Below are 16,598 nucleotides of genomic sequence, written 5' to 3' on the forward strand. Positions count from 1 at the left end.
GCACGAACAGTACATCCAGCCGCTTGGCAAAGGCGGCGCTCGCCCCCTCATTGGAACCGGTCAGGGCGGCGGCAATCTCATCGGGTCCGCGCGTCAGCAGGTTATAGACCACAGTCTGATAGGCGGGCCATGCCGTGACAAAGGTGAGTACCAGACCGATGGCCAGCACCTTCGGCGTCATGGTGGTCAGCGTCAGGCGCGTGCGTCCGGTGATCAACCCGAAGGCCAGAAAGGCGATATAGAGGGTCAGGCAGATAGTCAGGGCCGTGCCCAGATAGCCACCATCGCCGAACAAACGCCCGAAACTGTCTTCGACCACGCGCCCGATCTGACAGTCCACGCTCATCAGCGCGCCTGAAATACCCGTATCGCCGCTGAGCGGCATACCGGGACAGGTGGGCGGTGGCGGCATCATGCGGACACGCGCTCCATTGCGCCAAAACCCGGCCACGGCGTGCCGGTCAGGGCTTCAAACCACGCCGACGGCGCGTCGCCATGCGTTTCACGTAGTTCATCCAGCTTGCGAACCGTCGATTCACGCCCCGACAGGATGGTCAGGATTTCCGGCGTCCCCGACAAGTCGAGGCGCGCCACGACCGAGTGGTTACCATGCTTGACAAGGAAGGCGCGAGAATGGGGCGGCAGGGCGCGCACCAGCCCGACCTCATGCGCGCTGAGTCCGAAGCCTTCGCCATAGTCTTCGAAGCGGGCGCGCGGATTGGGCATAAAGATCTGCGTCGCCGCCTGCTCGATAATCGCCGAGGAGATGCGGCTGTCGAGGGCGTCACCGGCGCTTTGCGTGCCGAAACCAAGGATGGCGTTACGCTTTCTGAGCGTCTTCATCCAGTCGCGGATGCGCGCGGCAAACACCTCATCGTCCAGCGCCTTCCAGCCCTCATCAATCAGAATCATGGCTGGGGTGCCGTCCAGACGCTCCTCGATACGGTGGAAGAGGTACATCATGATTGGCCCGCGCAGGACCGGCGCGTCGAGGAACTGCGTCATGTCGAAGCCCAGTACGCGCGCCGACAGGTCGAGCTGGTCCGCTTCGTTGTCGAACAGCCAGGCCCATTCGCCCGACCCAACCCACGGGGCCAGACGCGCCGCCAGATCGGTCTGGCTGGGGCGACGGAAGCCACCGAGAAGCTCCTGAAAATAGCGCAGGCGGCGATAGGCCGGGGCCTGAGCGTACATGGCGTCGATGGCCGAAGCGATGATGGCCTCGTCTTCCGGCGGCAGGGCGGGGCCTTCGCCGGCAATCAGTCGTGACAGCAGGTCGCGCAGGAAACCGCGATTGATGGCGCTGTCGGGCAGTTGCAGCGGGTTAAAGCCGCTCGGTTCCCCGGCGCGCAGGGTGGCGTAATGGCCGCCGATAGCGCGGATGAAGATTTCCGAACCGCGATCCTTGTCGAAGATGATGGTGCGCGGGCGCGCCTTCTGGGCCTGCGCGGCGAGGAAGTTGAGCACCACGGTCTTGCCCGACCCCGACGGCCCGATCAGAGTGAAGTTACCAAGGTCCGAGGCATGGAAGTTGAAGAAGTAGGGCGTCGCCGCCGTCGTCTCAAAGACGGTGATCGCCTCGCCCCAGTGATTGCCGGTGGCCTGACCCAGCGCGAAACCGTGCAGGCTGGCCAGTCCGGAAAAGGCCGACACCGAAATCAGCGCCTTACGCGCAATATACGCCTCATTGCCCGGAAACTGCGCCCAGAAAGCGGGTTCGAGATTGATATCTTCGCGCACCGCCACAGCCCCCGTATCGGCGAGCGCCGACGTGACCTGTGCTGCTGCCTGATCCAGCGCGCTGAGTCCCGGTGCGCGCACGCAGACCGTCAGGTGATGCTCGCCCAAAGCCGTCTGGCCCGACGCCAGTTCGTCCTTGGCCGCCATCAGGCCCGCGCGCAGGGTAATGCCGTCATCATCGGCGGCGCGCAGACGGCGCAGGGCCAGATTGACGCGCTCCAGACCGATCTGACGATCCACAAACTGAAAGCTCTGCGACACGGTCATTTCATAGGGCAGGTGCAGCAGGGCATCGAGCATCCCCGGTGCAGCCTGCGGCGGATATTCCTTCACCGAAATGAGCGCGCCGAACGATTTATCGCCGCCGGCACTTTTCATCTCAAAGGCATCGACGCCAAAGCTCAGCCGCTGATAGGGCAGGTACTGCCCCACATCGTCGCGCGCCAGCGGATCGGGCTTGAGCACCGGGCGCATTTCACCGTGCATCAGGGCCGACAGCAGTTCCAGCGGCTCCGAACAGCGACCGCCGCGCGTCTCATAGGAGGTCAGAAGGCGCGGGCCATAGCGTCCCAGCGCCGCCATCAGGGCGTCACGCGCCGCATCGAGGTCGCGCAGTTCCGCCCCCAGACCGTCGCGATCGGCGCCGGACTGCGCACCAAACAGCTTGCCGAGGCTTTCGGACAGCCCGGCCTTGCCGCGCGCCGGGCGGCGCAGAATGGTGATAAACAGGTCGTTGACGAACAGTTCGCGCGATTGCAGGCGGTCCTGCCAGCGCGCATTGATGTAACCGGCAATGGGGTCGTCGTACTGACCGCTGCTGGTCACCGAGACCTTGCGGCGGACGATGTGGTGGTGCAGCACCAGCCGCGAATCCCCGATGGCGCGCAGGGCGCTTTCCCGCAGGGCGTGCAGGCTGTTGAGATCGGTCGTATCCGCCGTTTCAAAGCCAAAACCGTCGATATAGAGGGCCTGCATCAGCGACCCGTCGCGCAGGGTAACCGTGTGGTCATTATAGAGATGGGCGTAGGGCAGGCGATCACCGATCCGCTGCTCCTTGGCGCCCAGACTCATGACTTGCCCGAACAGGCCGTTACTCATGCGAAAACCTTACGGTTGATAGGAGTTGCAGCGCCAGAACTTGTAGTTCCGGATGCGCGGGGTGCGGCTCACCTTGGTGAACCACAGGTCGAACAGGCGCGGCTCACGCAGGCAGGCCAGATAGCCGACCGCGTGCACCACAAGCGCAATCCCCAGAGCCCAGAACGACCGCGTGACCAGAAAGGCCTCGGTGGTGATCATGAAGTTGAGGATGAAGTAGGAATAGGTCACGCCCGCAAACATTTGCGGCTGGGTCAGCGCCCGGAAGATGGGCGCCTTGACCAGAGCGACGGTCTCTTCGCTCATGCCTCAGCCCACGGCCGTGCGGATGCCCGCCACGATGGTGGCCGCGCCGAACAGGATGAAGATGCCGAGGATGACGGTGGCCCCGAAGCGCCAGTTCATGCGACCCGACAGCATCATGAACCCGACGGCGGCCACGGCGATCACGGCCACGGCGGTGGCGACATTGCCCAGCAGCGTGCCCTGAATCCAGCCGAGCGCGTTGACAATCGGGCCGGAACCGGCGGGGTCCTGCGCAAAGGCCGGAGACGCGGCCAGCAGGGGCAGAAGGGCGGGCAGGAATTTACGGACGTTCATGGGTCTATCCTTACGAGCAGGTCTCGGTCGGTTGAGGATCGGTCTTTACGCTGAGCCGGTCAAGGCTGCGGGCGACATAGGCCTGAGTTTCGGCATAGGGCGGCACGCCGCCGTGGCGGTTGACCGCGCCGGCCCCGGCATTATACGCCGCCAGCGCCAGATCAATGCGACCGTCAAAGCGGTCAAGCTGACGGCGCAGATAGGCCGCACCTCCGAACACATTGCCCTGCGGATCAAAGGGATCGACGCCCAGTTCGGCGGCGGTCGCGGGCATAAGCTGCATCAGGCCGATGGCCCCGCGCGGCGATATGGCCTTCGGATTAAAGCCGGATTCCTGACGAATGACGGCAATCAGAAAGTCAGCACTGAGATTATAGCGATCAGCGGCGGCCTCGATGACATCCTGATAGGGCAGGGATGGCGCGTGAACGGTCACCGGCGGCACGGAGGCGCACAGGGTGTGGTAGTCGCCATTGTCGGCCACCTCAAACACCTGCGCAGCCGCGGGTAAAGCGGCGCAAAGCACCACCCCCATCGTTCCCGCTGCTGTCAAAACTGCCCGCACGGGCTGCTCCTTGCTCACACTCTGTACCGCGTCACGCCGGCGCCGATCCGGTGCAGGCGTCATCTGGTTAAGCGGCTCTAACAGTTAAGTTTGTCAGATTTGTTACGCCCGCCCGTCAATGATCCTTGCACGGAGAATTTTTGCGATTCGCCGTCAAAGTCAGCATACACCGCGTGGTCGTGAATTTACAGGAAGCCGAGTGTGGGCTGTGAGAAATTGCGCAGATTGGGGAAGATGGTGTTGAGGTCTGTGTCCGCAACCCCGAACCAGCGCCCCAGCGTCGCCGCGTACTGATCAACCGAGGTGGTGGGGATAAAGGAGGCCCCCACCATGTTGGGGTTGGAGAAGCCGGACACGTCCATGCCCACCGTGGGGAACTGCCCGTACATGTCGCCACCCTTGACCGCGCCGCCCATGATCAGTTGCGGACCGGCCCAGGCGTGATCCGTGCCATCGCCATTGGTATTGAAGGTGCGCGAGAAGTCCGAGGCCGTAAAGGTCGTCACACTGGCGCGCATATCGACGCCGTTGATATTGGCCAGCGTGCTGTCGAGATAACTCATCGCCTGCGCCACCTTGGCGAGGTTGTTCGACTGATCGCGGTTCTGGTTGTCGTGGCTGTCCCAGCCGCCCAGCGACACCATGAACACCTGACGCTTGACGCCAAAGGCCGGAGCGGCAGCGATCATGCGCGCGACCGTGCGCATCTGAAGCGCCAGACTGTTGGTTTCGGTCGCCCCGGTGGCCGGATTGGTATAGGTCGGCGGGGAGGGCACAGCGGTCACGACGGCGCGGCTGAAGACTTCGTTGACGACGCTGGCCGCCCCGACCGAACGGGCATTGATGCGGCCCAGATCATTGGCAAAGTCCGACGCCGTGACGGTGTCATTGATGATGGTCTTCAGCTCACCCGGCGCGGCGGAGGACCCGAACAGGGTCGTGGCCGTGGTGCCATTGACCGTCACCGCCGGGGCGGCATTGGTCGAGAGCGGATACTGAACCACGGACTGCCCCGACAGGAACACCGCCGTCCCGCCTGCTGTAATGGCGGTGAAGATGGTGTTCTGGCCATTCATATTCATCAGCATATCGCCCATGCGCCCGCCCCAGCCGGTGCGCGCCCCTTCGGCGGCGCCAGCCTGCCAGGTCGATTGCTGGTCATTATGCGAGAACAGGTTGGCGGGCAGGGGCACACTGCGGGCCTGATACTGCGCCTTGGTGGTCGGCTGGATCAGCGTGCCGACATTGGCCAGCACCGCCAGCCGCCCCTGATCGAACAGGGTCTTGCACGGGCTCATCAGCGGGTGCAGGCCAAAGGTGCGCGAGGTGGCATTGGTGCCCGCAGGAATGGCCTGCGCCGTCTTGGGTACGATGGGCAGGACGCCGCCCCAATGCTCAGGTTTGCCCAGCGCCGAGGCCCGACCGGTGACGGCATTGACCTGCCCCACAGGCGTAGGCGCTGTACCCACCGGCATCAGGGCAATCGGATCGGTCCCCTGATTGCGGGCGGCGAAGTAGCGGCCCCACGAGTCATTATCTGTGGCCAGAACCATGTTGTTGGCGTCATTGCCGCCAAACAGGAAGACGCAGACCAGCGCCTTATAGTCCGGGGCGCTCTGCCCGGCGGCGGAGCCCACGGCGGCCAGTTGCAGCCCAAACGAGGTGGCTGTAGTCAGGCCGGCAAGGCCAGCCCCAAGGCGGAAAAAGGCGCGGCGATCAATCTGGGATGTCATGAGTACACCGCTCCTATCGTTGGGCTGCATATTCGGGCGAGGCCATGCCGAGGAAGATGGCCAGCTTTACCCGGTTGAGTTTGGCGGTGTCGATCTGGGCCTGATTGGCATTGGCCGGAATATTGACGCCGATGACCGAATTGGTGATCCGCGTTTTCAAGGTCGCAGACATGCCGCCGCCGTACAGCAACAGGTCGATGCGATCGACAAGCGCCGCCGGATCGGTCGCCAGCGCCAGTTCCTTGGTATAGGCCGACTTGATGTCGCTGCTGCTGCCGATGCCGGAATTGATCGTCGTCTGCATCAGGTTGATATAGGCCGCCGTGGTCACTTCATCGGCGATCTGCAATTCCGGTGCGACCTTGTTCTTGCCGCCCAGCGTCGTGTTCGGCGGCACATAGCCCGGACGGAAGAAGTTGAACACCGACGGCGAGGTCATGGGCGCCTGATTAAGCGAGGTCTGGGCGGCGGTTGAGGTCATCAGCCACTTGCCGCTGGTCGAGGTCGTCTCGAATGCGCGCATCCAGTGGGTCAGACGGATAACCGGCTCGCGCAGCTTGCCATAGGTGGCGTCGGTCGAAGGGGTGCGGGCTTCGCTGTCGAGCAGAATGGCGCGCACCACGGCCCCCATATCGCCTCGGACGCCTGAGCCATTATTATTAAACACAGCGGCCACCCGACCAGCATAGGCCGGTGAGGGGTTCGAGGTGACCAGACGCTGGATCAGTTGCTTCGAGATGAAGGGGCCAACATTCGGATGATTATAAAGCGCATCGAGGGCCACCTTGACGTCACCGTTTGTGTCCGCCGTCGTAGACGCTGGGATGGTGGTGCCCAGAAACGTCTTGGCCGAGGTCGAATGGTAGTTGTTATAGGCGATCATCGGCTGGGTGTACGACTCCACCACGCGGCTGCCGCCGCCAAAGGTCGAGTTGGTCGGGGTCGGATGATACCAGGACAGGCCGGTGAACACCTTGGCCAGGCCCTGAATATCCGCGGTGCTGTAGGTGGGGGTGGTATTGCCGAGAAGGTCGGTCTTGGGCGTGCCGTCGGCATTCAACTGCACCAGACCGATGGTGAAAAGCTGCATCACTTCGCGGGCGTAGTTTTCGTCCGGATTACGCCCGGTGGCCGCGTTTTCCTTCTGGTTGGCCAGATAGGTCAGGTACTGCCCCATGGCCGGATGGTAGGTGACGTCTTCCAGCAGGGTGCGGAAATTGCCAAAGGCATTGCGCCCCAGCATGTCGTAGTAAGAGGCCAGAGTCCGCGTGTCGATATTGCTGACGTAGGAGGCCACAAAGATTTCAGACAAGGCGAACTTGACGCGCTGACGCAGCTGATCTGGTGATGTGACGGCCTGACGGTAAAAGCTCTCGTAAAACTGCGTCGAGGAGAGGCTGGCATTGGCATTGGCGGCCTTAAGCTCGATCAGCCGCGCATCCATTTCCGACAGGTGCGTTGGTCCCTGTTGCAGGGCCATCTGTGCCGTTATCCAGTCGCCGTAGCTGGTTGCGGTGACCGAGGCAATCTCTGCATCCGTTGGTCCGAACGTCGCCTGAGCCAGAAACCGGCTGGCCTCCGTGCTGGTCGGCTTGGCCACGACCGGAGGCGGGGTCGTTCCGCCACCGCCTGAGGCATTGCCGCCACCCCCGCCGCCTCCGCCCCCACCGCAGGCGGACAGGGCCAGAAACGATGCTATTACGCAGGCATGGGCGGCCTTGTCGAGACGAAAGCCTGAACGCCTGCCATCCGCCGCAGAGTGTGACACACGCTCGCGCTTTGCCAGACGGAACACTTTGAACGTCTTCATAAAATCACGCCCCACAAGGTTATGGCGGGCGTGATTTCTGACATCAAAGTCGATCACACCATCCCCTAAGATCATTAAGACATATAATTTTGCCGTTAACAATTCGTGACATAACAACGCTCTCTCAAGGGTTGCGGAAGCGGGTCTCGCTCCATCGAAGGGGGCTGTCGCCGGCCGTTCTGCACCGGTTTTGCGGTCTTACAAATCAAAGGACATAAGCCGGTAGGCGCGGCTCTGTGACAGTCGCGCACTGAGCGAGCACAATAACTCCGACAATTATTTTTATAATCGTATATTTTATATTTGACCCCGCCGACTAAGCAGGGTTACATTTTTGATGGGTGCGGCACTCTTGGTTCCGGTGAAGAGGCCTGTGCCCGGCTTACCGTGCGATCTCTGATGACATTATCGACTTCCTCCGGGTTATCAGAGTCCGCCAGTCCCTTGGATGTCCACCACCCTTCGCTTTTGTCGGGTGGTGGACACCTTCTTTTTTTGAGTCGGCCTCCGCAAACCTTGTGGATCAGCCAAACCCCCAATGCGAAAAAGAAACCTGAGTATTTTTCGCAGGTAACCCCATTTTTCACCCGACGGAGTGAACCATGACGCCATCCGCCGTATCGACCCTGACCCGCCGCACCAGCCTGACGGCCATGGCGGCCGCCCTAGCCGCGCCCGCTCTGGCGCAGGCCGCGGATACAGGGGGGCTGGCCTGGAACAGCCCGGAGGCGCAAACCACCGTTCATGAGACGCCGGACTTTCATATCGAGCTTCAGGAAACCTCCCAAACCCTCGTCTCTCTAGCCCCCAAAGGCGTAGGGGGCGGCTTTGACTTCGCACCGCGCCACCGTTTCACCCAGCGTCTGGGCGATGGGTGCTACCGTCTGGGCGATCTGGACCTGCGCGTGCGCGTCGAAGGGGACGCAAAGTGGAGCGACCATTCGACGGCCTATCGCCGTGTGAAGGTCAAGGCCCTGCCCAAGCCGAAAGGCGCTTTGGCCTCGGCGGATATCACCCCCAGTCTCGGCGCGGACATGCCGCTGAAGGTGGTGCGGACGTGGAGCGTGTCTGAGGGCAAGCTGGTTTTGCGCTTTACCCTGACGAACCCCACCCAGAAGACGATTGAGGTCGGCGGTCTGGGTATGGCCATGGTTTTCGACAATATCATCAGCGGGCGCCACCTCGATGAGGCCCACGATGTCGCATCCTTCTACGATCCCTATGTCGGCCTGAATGCCGGCTATCTTCAGGTCAACCGTTTGAACGGGCAGGGGCCATCGCTGCTCGTCCTGCCGGCCAGCGATACGGCGAAGTTCGAGCTGTATAAGCCGATCCTCAACACGCGCGATGCCGACAAAAAGCCGGCCATCTATAGCGATATCGAGCCGCGCAATATGACGTTTGAAGGCTTCTATAGCTGGATGACGCACGCCAAAGGCTTTGCCGACAGCGAATGGAAGGGCGTCGAACAGTGGAACACGCCCACTTCGCTGATCCTCAAGCCGGGGCAATCGACCAGCGTGGCGCTGAAATTCGTCCTGTCGTCGTCGATCCGTGAGATCGAGCCGACCCTGATCAAACAGGGCCGTCCGGTCGCCGTGGGTATTCCCGGCTATGTCGTGCCGACCGATCTGCCTGCCGACCTGTTTGTCCATGCGCCAAAGGCGGTCAAGACCTTCGGGGTGCATCCGCAGGGCGCGCTGGAGGTCACCCCCGCGGGTAGCATCAAAGGCGGCTGGCTGAAATACAGCGTAGCGGGCAAGACGCTGGGTCGCGCACGCCTGACCCTGACCTATGCCGACGGTACACAACAGACCGTTCATTACAAGGTGACCAAGCCGCAAGCCGAGGCCGTGGCCGATATGGGGCACTTCCTGACCACGAAGCAGTGGTACGAAAACCCCGATGATCCGTTCAAGCGCTCGCCGTCGATCATGATTTACGACCGCGAAAAGAACGCGCTGGTGCTTCAGGACAATCGCGTCTGGGTATCGGGCCTGTCGGACGAAGGCGGGGCCGGGGCGTGGCTGGCGGCCATCATGAAACAGCTCGACAATCCGAAGTCCGAAGAGGTGCAAAAGTTCGAGCGCTTTGCCAATACCACGCTTTGGGGGCAAATCCAGACACCGGACGGCCCGGACACATACGGCGTGCGCAAGTCGCTGATGTTCTATGACCCCGAAGGGATGCCCAAAGGCACCTATGATGCGTCTCTGAACTGGAAGGTATGGTCGGCCTGGGACCGCAAGCACGCGGCTGATCTGGGGCGGTCCTACAACTATCCGCACCCGGCGGCCGCGTGGTGGACGCTGTATCGCCTCGGTCGCTATCACACGGGCATGACGTCGGGCGAAACCTGGCAGACCTATCTGACGCGGGCGGCTGAAACCATCAAGGCCATGATGTCTAAGGCACCGTACTACACCCAGTTTGGTCAGATGGAAGGCGATGTCTTTCTCTACATCCTGCTCGATCTGAAGCGTGAGGGCTGGACCGAACTGGCGGCTGAAGTCGAGGCGCTGATGAAGGGTCGCGTCGAAATCTGGAAGACACTGAAATACCCGTTCGGCTCGGAAATGCCGTGGGATTCGACCGGTCAGGCCGAAGTCTATATGTGGATGCGTTATTTCGGCCATCAGGATAAGGCCGACGTCACGCGCGAAGTCATCATGGCCTATGACCCGGCCATCCCGCACTGGGGTTATAATGGCTCGGCGCGGCGCTTCTGGGACTTCCTCTATGCCGGCAAGCTGTCGCGGATTGAGCGTCAGTTGCACCATTACGGCTCGTCACTGAATGCCGTGCCTCTGTTCGATGCCTATCGCGAAACGCCGGATGACCTCTATATGCTGCGTGTCGCCTATGGCGGCCTTATGGGATCGCTGACCAATATCGACGAAGAGGGCTTTGCCTCGGCGGCCTTCCACTCCTTCCCGGACGCCATGAAGTGGGATGCCATCAATGGCGACTATGGCATGAGCTTCTTCGGTCACGCCGTGACCTCGGCCTCGTATCTGGTGAAGCACCCGGTATTCGGCTGGACCGGCTTTGGCGGGGTGGTCAAAACGTCAGATGGCGTTATCCGTCTGAGCCCGAAGGACAGCGCACGTCGCCGCGCTTTCATCGCCCCGGCTGGTCTGTGGATCACGCTCGATGCCGGCAAGATCGCTGAGGTCGCCTATGATAGCGTCAGCGGCAAGGTGCGCCTGACGTTGGCGGCTGCCGATGCGCAAACGCCCGTCGCCTACGTCAATTTTGAAACCACGGTGAAGGGGGCCAGGCCCTACAGCCTAAAGGCCGATAAGGCTCTGGGCGCCTATGCGGTGCCGCTGAAGGCCGAACCCGTCACCCTTGATCTGAACCCCGCCTGATACAGGAAAACGCCAGATGATCCGGACGACCTTTCAAACCGATCGCCGCGCCCTGCTGTGTGGGGCCGGGGCCCTCACGCTTCTGACCGCCATCGGTGGCCCGGCCGTGGCCTCAGCCCCGATCGTCGCCACGCCCATTCCGCTGACGCAGGTGCGCCTGCTGCCATCGCCCTTCCTCGAGGCCGTCGAAGCCAACCGTCGCTACCTGCTGTTCCTGTCGCCTGACCGCTTCCTGCACAATTATCACAAGTTCGCCGGTCTGCCGGTGAAGGGGGAGATTTACGGCGGCTGGGAATCCGACACCATCGCCGGCGAAGGGCTGGGGCACTATCTGTCGGCCCTGTCGCTGATGCATGCCCAGACGGGCGATGCCGAATGCGTGACGCGCATCCACTACATTATTTCGGAACTTGAAAAGGTGCAGACGGCGCACGGAGACGGCTATGCAGCGGGCTTTATGCGCAAGCGTAAGGACGGTTCTATCGTCGATGGCAAGGAAATCTTCCCGGAAATCATGGCAGGCGATATCCGCTCGGCGGGCTTCGATCTCAATGGCTGCTGGGTACCTTTCTATAACTGGCACAAGCTGTTTGCCGGGCTTCTGGACGCGCAGGCCTATTGCGGCATCGACCGCGGTATTCCGGTGGCCGAAAAGCTGGGTGGCTATATTGAAAAGGTCTTTGCGGCGCTGGACGACGCCCAGACTCAGAAGGTGCTTGATTGCGAGCACGGCGGCCTCAATGAGAGCTTCGCCGAACTGTATAGCCGCACGAACAATCCGCGCTGGTTGAAACTGTCGGAGCGGCTCTATCACCACCGCATGCTTGACCCGCTGGCGGCCCGCGAAGACAAGCTGGCCAACAACCACGCCAATACGCAGGTGCCCAAGCTGATCGGTCTGGCGCGTCTTTATGAACTGACGCAGAAGCCGCAGTATCAGACCGCCTCCAGCTTCTTCTGGGAGCGCGTCGTCAACCACCACAGCTTCGTTATTGGCGGCAATGCCGACCGCGAATATTTCTTCGAGCCGGACACCATCTCGGCCCATATCACCGAGCAGACCTGCGAAAGCTGCAATACCTACAATATGCTGAAGCTGACGCGCCACCTCTATAGCTGGTCGCCGAAGGCCGCCTGGTTCGACTATTACGAGCGCGCGCACCTCAATCACATGCTGGCGCATCAGAACCCAAAGACGGGCATGTTCACCTATATGATGCCGCTGATGTCGGGCACGGCGCGCGGCTTCTCCGATGAGGAAAACTCCTTCTGGTGCTGCGTGTTGTCGGGGATCGAAACCCATTCCAAACACGGGGACTCGATCTACTGGCAGCAGGACAAGACGCTGTTCGTCAACCTGTTCATCCCTTCAAAGGTCAACTGGGCGGCGCAAAAAGCGGCGTTCGAGCTGACCACCAAATACCCGTATGAGGGGCAGGTGGCGCTGAAACTCAGCCAGCTTTCGGGGGCGAAGACCTTTACCGTGGCCGTGCGTATCCCCGGCTGGGCCAAATCTTCAACCCTGCGCGTCAATGGCAAGCCGGCTTTGGCCAAGATCAGCGACGGCTATGCCCTGATCACCCGCAAATGGCGCGCGGGCGATGTAGTGACGCTCGACCTGCCGCTGGACCTGCGTTTTGAGACCGCGGCAGGCGATGACAAGGTCGTCGCCCTGCTGCGCGGTCCGATGGTGCTGGCCGCTGATCTGGGGCCTGCGGATCAGCCGTGGGAAGGCGATGCGCCGGCTCTGGTCGGGTCTGACCTGATCGGCAGCTTCCAGCCCGTCTCGGCGGCCGAAGCGGTGTATGTATCCAAAGGCTCAGGACGTCCGGGGGATATGACTTTCCGTCCCTTCTATGCGCAATACGAACGCCGCACGGCGGTCTATTTCAACCGCTACAGCGACGCCGAATGGGCGCAGGCGCAGGTCGCCTATCGCGCCGAGCAGGCCCGCCTGAAAGATATCGCCAACCGTTCGGTCGATGTCATGCATCTGGGCGAAATGCAGCCCGAACGCGACCACAACCTGCAAACCGGCGGCAACTCCTACCCGGTGGTCTATCGCGCCCGCAATGGCCGGGACGCCCGTACCGGGGGCTTCTTCAGCTTCGAGATGAAGACGACCAAGGACGGTAAAGACGCGGGCCCGCTGGTGCTTCAGGCGACCTATTGGGGTTCAGAATTCAACCGCAGCTTCACCATCGAAATCGACGGCACGGTCATCGTGCATGAGCGGCTGTCAGGCCGTCAGCCGGGGGCGTGGATCGACGTCGATTATCCCATCCCGTACGAACTGACGCGCGGCAAACCCAAGGTCACGGTCAAGTTCAATCCGCAGGAAGGCAAGTCCGCAGGGCCGGTCTTTGGCGTACGCCTGTTTACCAAGGCGTGAGTCCGGACGGCACGATTTCAGCCACGGATAGACACGGATGTCCATGGTGCATTTGAGAGGGTCGGAGCACGGACCACTGTGTCAGGCGGGCGAAGCCCGCCATCCGTCTCTATCCGTGGCAAAAAAATCTATCCCCGCTCAGATACACACAATTTCAATTGCTTAAGCGCGTTTTCTCACAATCTATCCCCGCCGCAGAAACCTCTGTCATGCTGAGCCCATGACACAGATTGCCTCTCACATCCCCGCCGCCCACACCGCTGCCTATGACCGCCTGATGCGCCTCGCGGATCAGATTCTGACCGCGCTCGAAACCGCGCCGCGCCCCACCACGGCTATCGAGATTGGTCGCACGGCCCGTGCCATCATGGCCGTCGAGCGGATGCTTCGCGCCATTTACACGCCGCTGCTGAAGGCGAAACCGAAGCCGGTCAAGGAGGTAACTCCGGTCGAAACGCCCCCTCCGTCTCGTCGCTCTCGCGCCGATCCACCGCCCCCGTCGCGCCCTGACGGGCTTACAGGGGAGGAGATAGACAGCCCCGTGAACGGAGGGGCGTTGGCCCCTGAACGGACAGAAGAAGCGAAACCAGAGGCAACGCCTTCAGCCTCTCCGCACGGTGAGTGGTCAAAAGGCTGGGCCGACAAACAGTCTCAGATGCGCGAACAACGCGCCGCCCGCATTGGCAAATGGCCCGACGGCACGCCGTATAAGAAGTCGGGTTAACGTTTCCTCCCCATCGCTGACGCGACAGGGAGGAGAAGACGGTCTAAGTCCCGGAAAAAACCCGACGACACACCATTTCACGGCTTTTCCTGTCCGGGTAACATGTTCTATACATGTTCCATGTCTTCTGCGCCCCATGACCTGTTTCAGGCGGCTGGCCTGACGCCGTCCGCTCCCACCCTGACCGCCGCCCCCGAAGGGTTCAAGCCGCTGGCTGAGCGTTTGCGGCCGCAGGCCCTGTCCGAGATTGTGGGGCAGGACCATCTGCTGGGCGAAGGCGGGGCCATTGCGCGCGCTGTCGATCGCGGGTTTTTGCCGTCGCTGATCCTGTGGGGGCCGCCGGGCGTTGGCAAGACGACCATTGCGCGGTTGCTGGCCGCCAGTGTCGGCTATGAGTTCCAGCAGATTTCGGCTGTTTTTTCCGGTGTGGCCGATCTGAAAAAGGCCTTTGAATACGCGCAGGCCCGCCGCAATCAGGGGGTGCGCAGCGTCCTGTTTGTTGATGAAATCCATCGCTTTAACCGCGCTCAGCAGGACAGCTTCCTGCCCTATGTCGAAGCCGGCGTGGTCACCCTGATCGGGGCGACGACGGAAAACCCGTCGTTTGAGCTGAACGGCGCGCTTTTGTCGCGCTGTCAGGTCTTTGTGCTGAAACGCCTCGATGACGAGGCGATGGACAAGCTCATTGCCCGCGCCGAAACGCATCTGGGGCACGCCTTGCCGCTGACGGACGAGGCGAAGGAGACGCTGAAAGGCCTGGCCGATGGCGACGGACGCTATCTGCTGACCCTGATCGAGTCTTTGGCCTCGATGGGGTTTGAGGCCCCGCTGAACAGCGACGCCCTGCTGCAAAACCTGCAAAAGCGTCGGCCCAATTATGACAAGGACCGCGAAGGCCACTACAACCTGATCTCGGCCCTGCATAAGTCGGTGCGGGGTTCCGACCCCGATGCGGCGCTCTACTGGTTCGCGCGCATGCTTCAGGGGGGCGAAGACCCGCTGTACATCGTGCGACGGATGCAGCGCATGGCTTCTGAAGACATCGGCAATGCTGATCCCATGTCGCTGATCATGACCAATGCTGCGCGCGAAACCTATGAGGTGCTGGGCTCTCCGGAAGGCGAACTGGCCATTGCTCAGGCCCTTGTCCATATGGCCTCGGCGCCCAAATCGAACGCCGTCTATACGGCCTTCAAGGCGGCGATGAAGGCAGCGAAGGAAACCGCGACTCTGGACCCGCCCGAAGTCATCCGCAACGCCCCGACCAAATTGATGAAGCAACTGGGCTATGGCGAAGGCTATATCTACGACCCGGATGACCCAGATGGCTTTTCGGGGCAGAACTATTTTCCGGACGGTATGTCAAGGCCCCGCTTCTATGACCCGAAAGGCGAGGGGCACGAGGGCAAGACCCGGCAAAGACTTGAATACTGGGCACAATTGCGGGAAAAGAAACAGCAGCAAAGGGGGGAGTGATGTACGATCTGGGGGGAGAGTCTTACCTTTATCTTGCGGCGGTTTCTGTGCTGCCGTCCGCTTTGGCGATCGTCTGGTTTAACCTCAAAAAACCTGCCGATGCCCTTCGTTTCGGAGCCCCGCCGCATGGACGGTTAAGCCTCGGCAGCGGTGTCGTGACGGCACTGGTGCGCGGGCTGAATTTCACAGGTCGCGCCACCCGCTCGCAATTCTGGTGGTTTTCTCTGGTCTATTTCACGGTGCTACTGCCCGTCGGCTATCTGGCCAAAGGCTACAATCCGGTGCTGGGGTATGTCGTTTATGCTCTGATCGCCGTGCCAATGCTTTCAGTGGGCGTGCGTCGCCTTCACGACATAGGCCGCAGCGGGTTATGGTGGTTGCTTTTGCCGACATTGCTGGGTGTTCTGCCGCTAATCATCCTGTGGGCCTTGCCGGGGCAAAAGCGACAGGCGGAACCGGAGTCTGTGTTTTAAGCCTTCAGGTCACAGTCCCCTCTCAGCTCTGTGATAATCGCTCCCCATTTCCGGCCCATTTGCCCTCCAGACTGTGCGTCAGCTTCATGAAGGAGACGCGATATGTCACCGGAAACCCTGCAACAACTGGCCGTTCTGCTGCTGTGGATAGCACCGGCCTTTTTGCCGTTTGTCATTCATCCCTCAGGCCCGAACCGCTTTGGCGCGCCGCACCGCACGGCAGGCTTTGAGGCGGCGGTGCGCAGTGGTTTTGCCCGCGCTTTTGACTTCAAAGGCCGGGCCTCGCGCGGCGAATATGGCGGCTTCCTGCTGCTGTTTGTCGGCGTCTATTGCGCCGCCGCCCTTGTGGATGGGGCCTTTGGGCTGAGCTGGCTGTATATCGCGCCGATAGTCCTGCTGGTCCCCTATATAGCGGTTACCACCCGCCGTCTGCACGACCTGAACCGGTCCGGCTGGTGGCAGTTGCTGGCTCTGGGCGCGGGTATCTTCGTGTTGTTTTACCTGCTGGCGCAGCCGTCAGTGCAGCCTCTGCGGCAATCCCTGCGCCGTCCGGTGGGACCCGTGCGTATGGCTGGTCATCGCTAACGAGAGGCTATAGGCTCGTCTCTCCACAGTG

Annotated in this window: 13 protein-coding genes; 6 read left to right on the forward strand and 7 right to left on the reverse strand. The window is 61.7% G+C overall.

Annotated elements, in window-relative coordinates; translation table 11 throughout:
• The 7 genes from Q0072_RS06135 to Q0072_RS06165 all read right to left on the reverse strand — a co-directional run.
• Positions 1-415, reverse strand: a 415-nt coding sequence (locus Q0072_RS06135; RefSeq protein WP_298327231.1) for a type IV secretion system protein, incomplete at its 3' end; no start/stop codon positions are given.
• A complete protein-coding gene (locus Q0072_RS06140) occupies positions 412-2,838 on the reverse strand; it encodes a VirB4 family type IV secretion/conjugal transfer ATPase (RefSeq protein ID WP_298327233.1) in 2,427 nt (808 codons plus the stop codon). The genes Q0072_RS06135 and Q0072_RS06140, both read right to left, overlap by 4 nt.
• Positions 2,839-2,847: 9 nt before the next feature.
• Positions 2,848-3,144: a type IV secretion system protein VirB3 gene (locus Q0072_RS06145; RefSeq protein ID WP_298327235.1), complete on the reverse strand. Its 297-nt coding sequence runs from the start codon at positions 3,142-3,144 to the stop codon at positions 2,848-2,850.
• Positions 3,145-3,147: 3 nt separating this feature from the next.
• Positions 3,148-3,438 (reverse strand): TrbC/VirB2 family protein, encoded by a 291-nt coding sequence (locus Q0072_RS06150; protein WP_290795813.1) that lies wholly within the window; start codon positions 3,436-3,438, stop codon positions 3,148-3,150.
• Positions 3,439-3,448: 10 nt separating this feature from the next.
• The gene (locus tag Q0072_RS06155) at positions 3,449-4,003 is read right to left on the reverse strand and encodes a lytic transglycosylase domain-containing protein (RefSeq protein WP_298327239.1); all 555 of its coding nucleotides are present in this window, start codon (positions 4,001-4,003) and stop codon (positions 3,449-3,451) included.
• A gap of 185 nt (positions 4,004-4,188) precedes the next feature.
• A complete protein-coding gene (locus Q0072_RS06160) occupies positions 4,189-5,736 on the reverse strand; it encodes a DUF1501 domain-containing protein (RefSeq protein ID WP_298327241.1) in 1,548 nt (515 codons plus the stop codon).
• A gap of 13 nt (positions 5,737-5,749) precedes the next feature.
• Complete coding sequence (locus Q0072_RS06165; protein WP_298327243.1) at positions 5,750-7,546, reverse strand: DUF1800 domain-containing protein; 1,797 nt, start codon at positions 7,544-7,546, stop codon at positions 5,750-5,752.
• A gap of 602 nt (positions 7,547-8,148) precedes the next feature.
• Here Q0072_RS06165 and Q0072_RS06170 point away from each other — a divergent pair.
• The 6 genes from Q0072_RS06170 (at position 8,149) to Q0072_RS06195 (ending at position 16,567) form a co-directional block, all read left to right on the forward strand.
• Positions 8,149-10,917 (forward strand): DUF5695 domain-containing protein, encoded by a 2,769-nt coding sequence (locus tag Q0072_RS06170; RefSeq protein ID WP_298327246.1) that lies wholly within the window; start codon positions 8,149-8,151, stop codon positions 10,915-10,917.
• 16 nt (positions 10,918-10,933) lie between these two features.
• Complete coding sequence (locus Q0072_RS06175; RefSeq protein ID WP_298327248.1) at positions 10,934-13,309, forward strand: glycoside hydrolase family 127 protein; 2,376 nt, start codon at positions 10,934-10,936, stop codon at positions 13,307-13,309.
• A 220-nt stretch (positions 13,310-13,529) separates the two neighbouring features.
• Positions 13,530-14,033, forward strand: a complete 504-nt coding sequence (locus Q0072_RS06180) for a hypothetical protein (protein WP_298327250.1) — start codon at positions 13,530-13,532, stop codon at positions 14,031-14,033.
• A 120-nt stretch (positions 14,034-14,153) separates the two neighbouring features.
• Positions 14,154-15,509: a replication-associated recombination protein A gene (locus tag Q0072_RS06185; protein ID WP_298327253.1), complete on the forward strand. Its 1,356-nt coding sequence runs from the start codon at positions 14,154-14,156 to the stop codon at positions 15,507-15,509.
• Positions 15,509-15,982, forward strand: a complete 474-nt coding sequence (locus Q0072_RS06190) for a DUF805 domain-containing protein (RefSeq protein WP_298327256.1) — start codon at positions 15,509-15,511, stop codon at positions 15,980-15,982. The genes Q0072_RS06185 and Q0072_RS06190 overlap by 1 nt, the downstream gene beginning before the upstream one ends.
• A 102-nt stretch (positions 15,983-16,084) precedes the next feature.
• Complete coding sequence (locus Q0072_RS06195; protein ID WP_298327258.1) at positions 16,085-16,567, forward strand: DUF805 domain-containing protein; 483 nt, start codon at positions 16,085-16,087, stop codon at positions 16,565-16,567.
• Positions 16,568-16,598: the final 31 nt, after the last annotated feature.

The sequence above is a fragment of the Asticcacaulis sp. genome (assembly GCF_027484505.1).
Lineage (GTDB): Bacteria > Pseudomonadota > Alphaproteobacteria > Caulobacterales > Caulobacteraceae > Asticcacaulis.

Excerpts from the sequence above, each read along its gene's own strand:
- Q0072_RS06140 (WP_298327233.1), bottom strand. The coding sequence starts at position 2,838 with ATGAGTAACGGCCTGTTCGGGCAAGTCATGAGTCTGGGCGCCAAGGAG.
- Q0072_RS06145 (WP_298327235.1), bottom strand. The coding sequence starts at position 3,144 with ATGAGCGAAGAGACCGTCGCTCTGGTCAAGGCGCCCATCTTCCGGGCG.
- Q0072_RS06150 (WP_290795813.1), bottom strand. The coding sequence starts at position 3,438 with ATGAACGTCCGTAAATTCCTGCCCGCCCTTCTGCCCCTGCTGGCCGCG.
- Q0072_RS06160 (WP_298327241.1), bottom strand. The coding sequence starts at position 5,736 with ATGACATCCCAGATTGATCGCCGCGCCTTTTTCCGCCTTGGGGCTGGC.
- Q0072_RS06165 (WP_298327243.1), bottom strand. The coding sequence starts at position 7,546 with ATGAAGACGTTCAAAGTGTTCCGTCTGGCAAAGCGCGAGCGTGTGTCA.
- Q0072_RS06170 (WP_298327246.1), top strand. The coding sequence starts at position 8,149 with ATGACGCCATCCGCCGTATCGACCCTGACCCGCCGCACCAGCCTGACG.
- Q0072_RS06175 (WP_298327248.1), top strand. The coding sequence starts at position 10,934 with ATGATCCGGACGACCTTTCAAACCGATCGCCGCGCCCTGCTGTGTGGG.
- Q0072_RS06180 (WP_298327250.1), top strand. The coding sequence starts at position 13,530 with ATGACACAGATTGCCTCTCACATCCCCGCCGCCCACACCGCTGCCTAT.
- Q0072_RS06185 (WP_298327253.1), top strand. The coding sequence starts at position 14,154 with ATGTCTTCTGCGCCCCATGACCTGTTTCAGGCGGCTGGCCTGACGCCG.
- Q0072_RS06190 (WP_298327256.1), top strand. The coding sequence starts at position 15,509 with ATGTACGATCTGGGGGGAGAGTCTTACCTTTATCTTGCGGCGGTTTCT.
- Q0072_RS06195 (WP_298327258.1), top strand. The coding sequence starts at position 16,085 with ATGTCACCGGAAACCCTGCAACAACTGGCCGTTCTGCTGCTGTGGATA.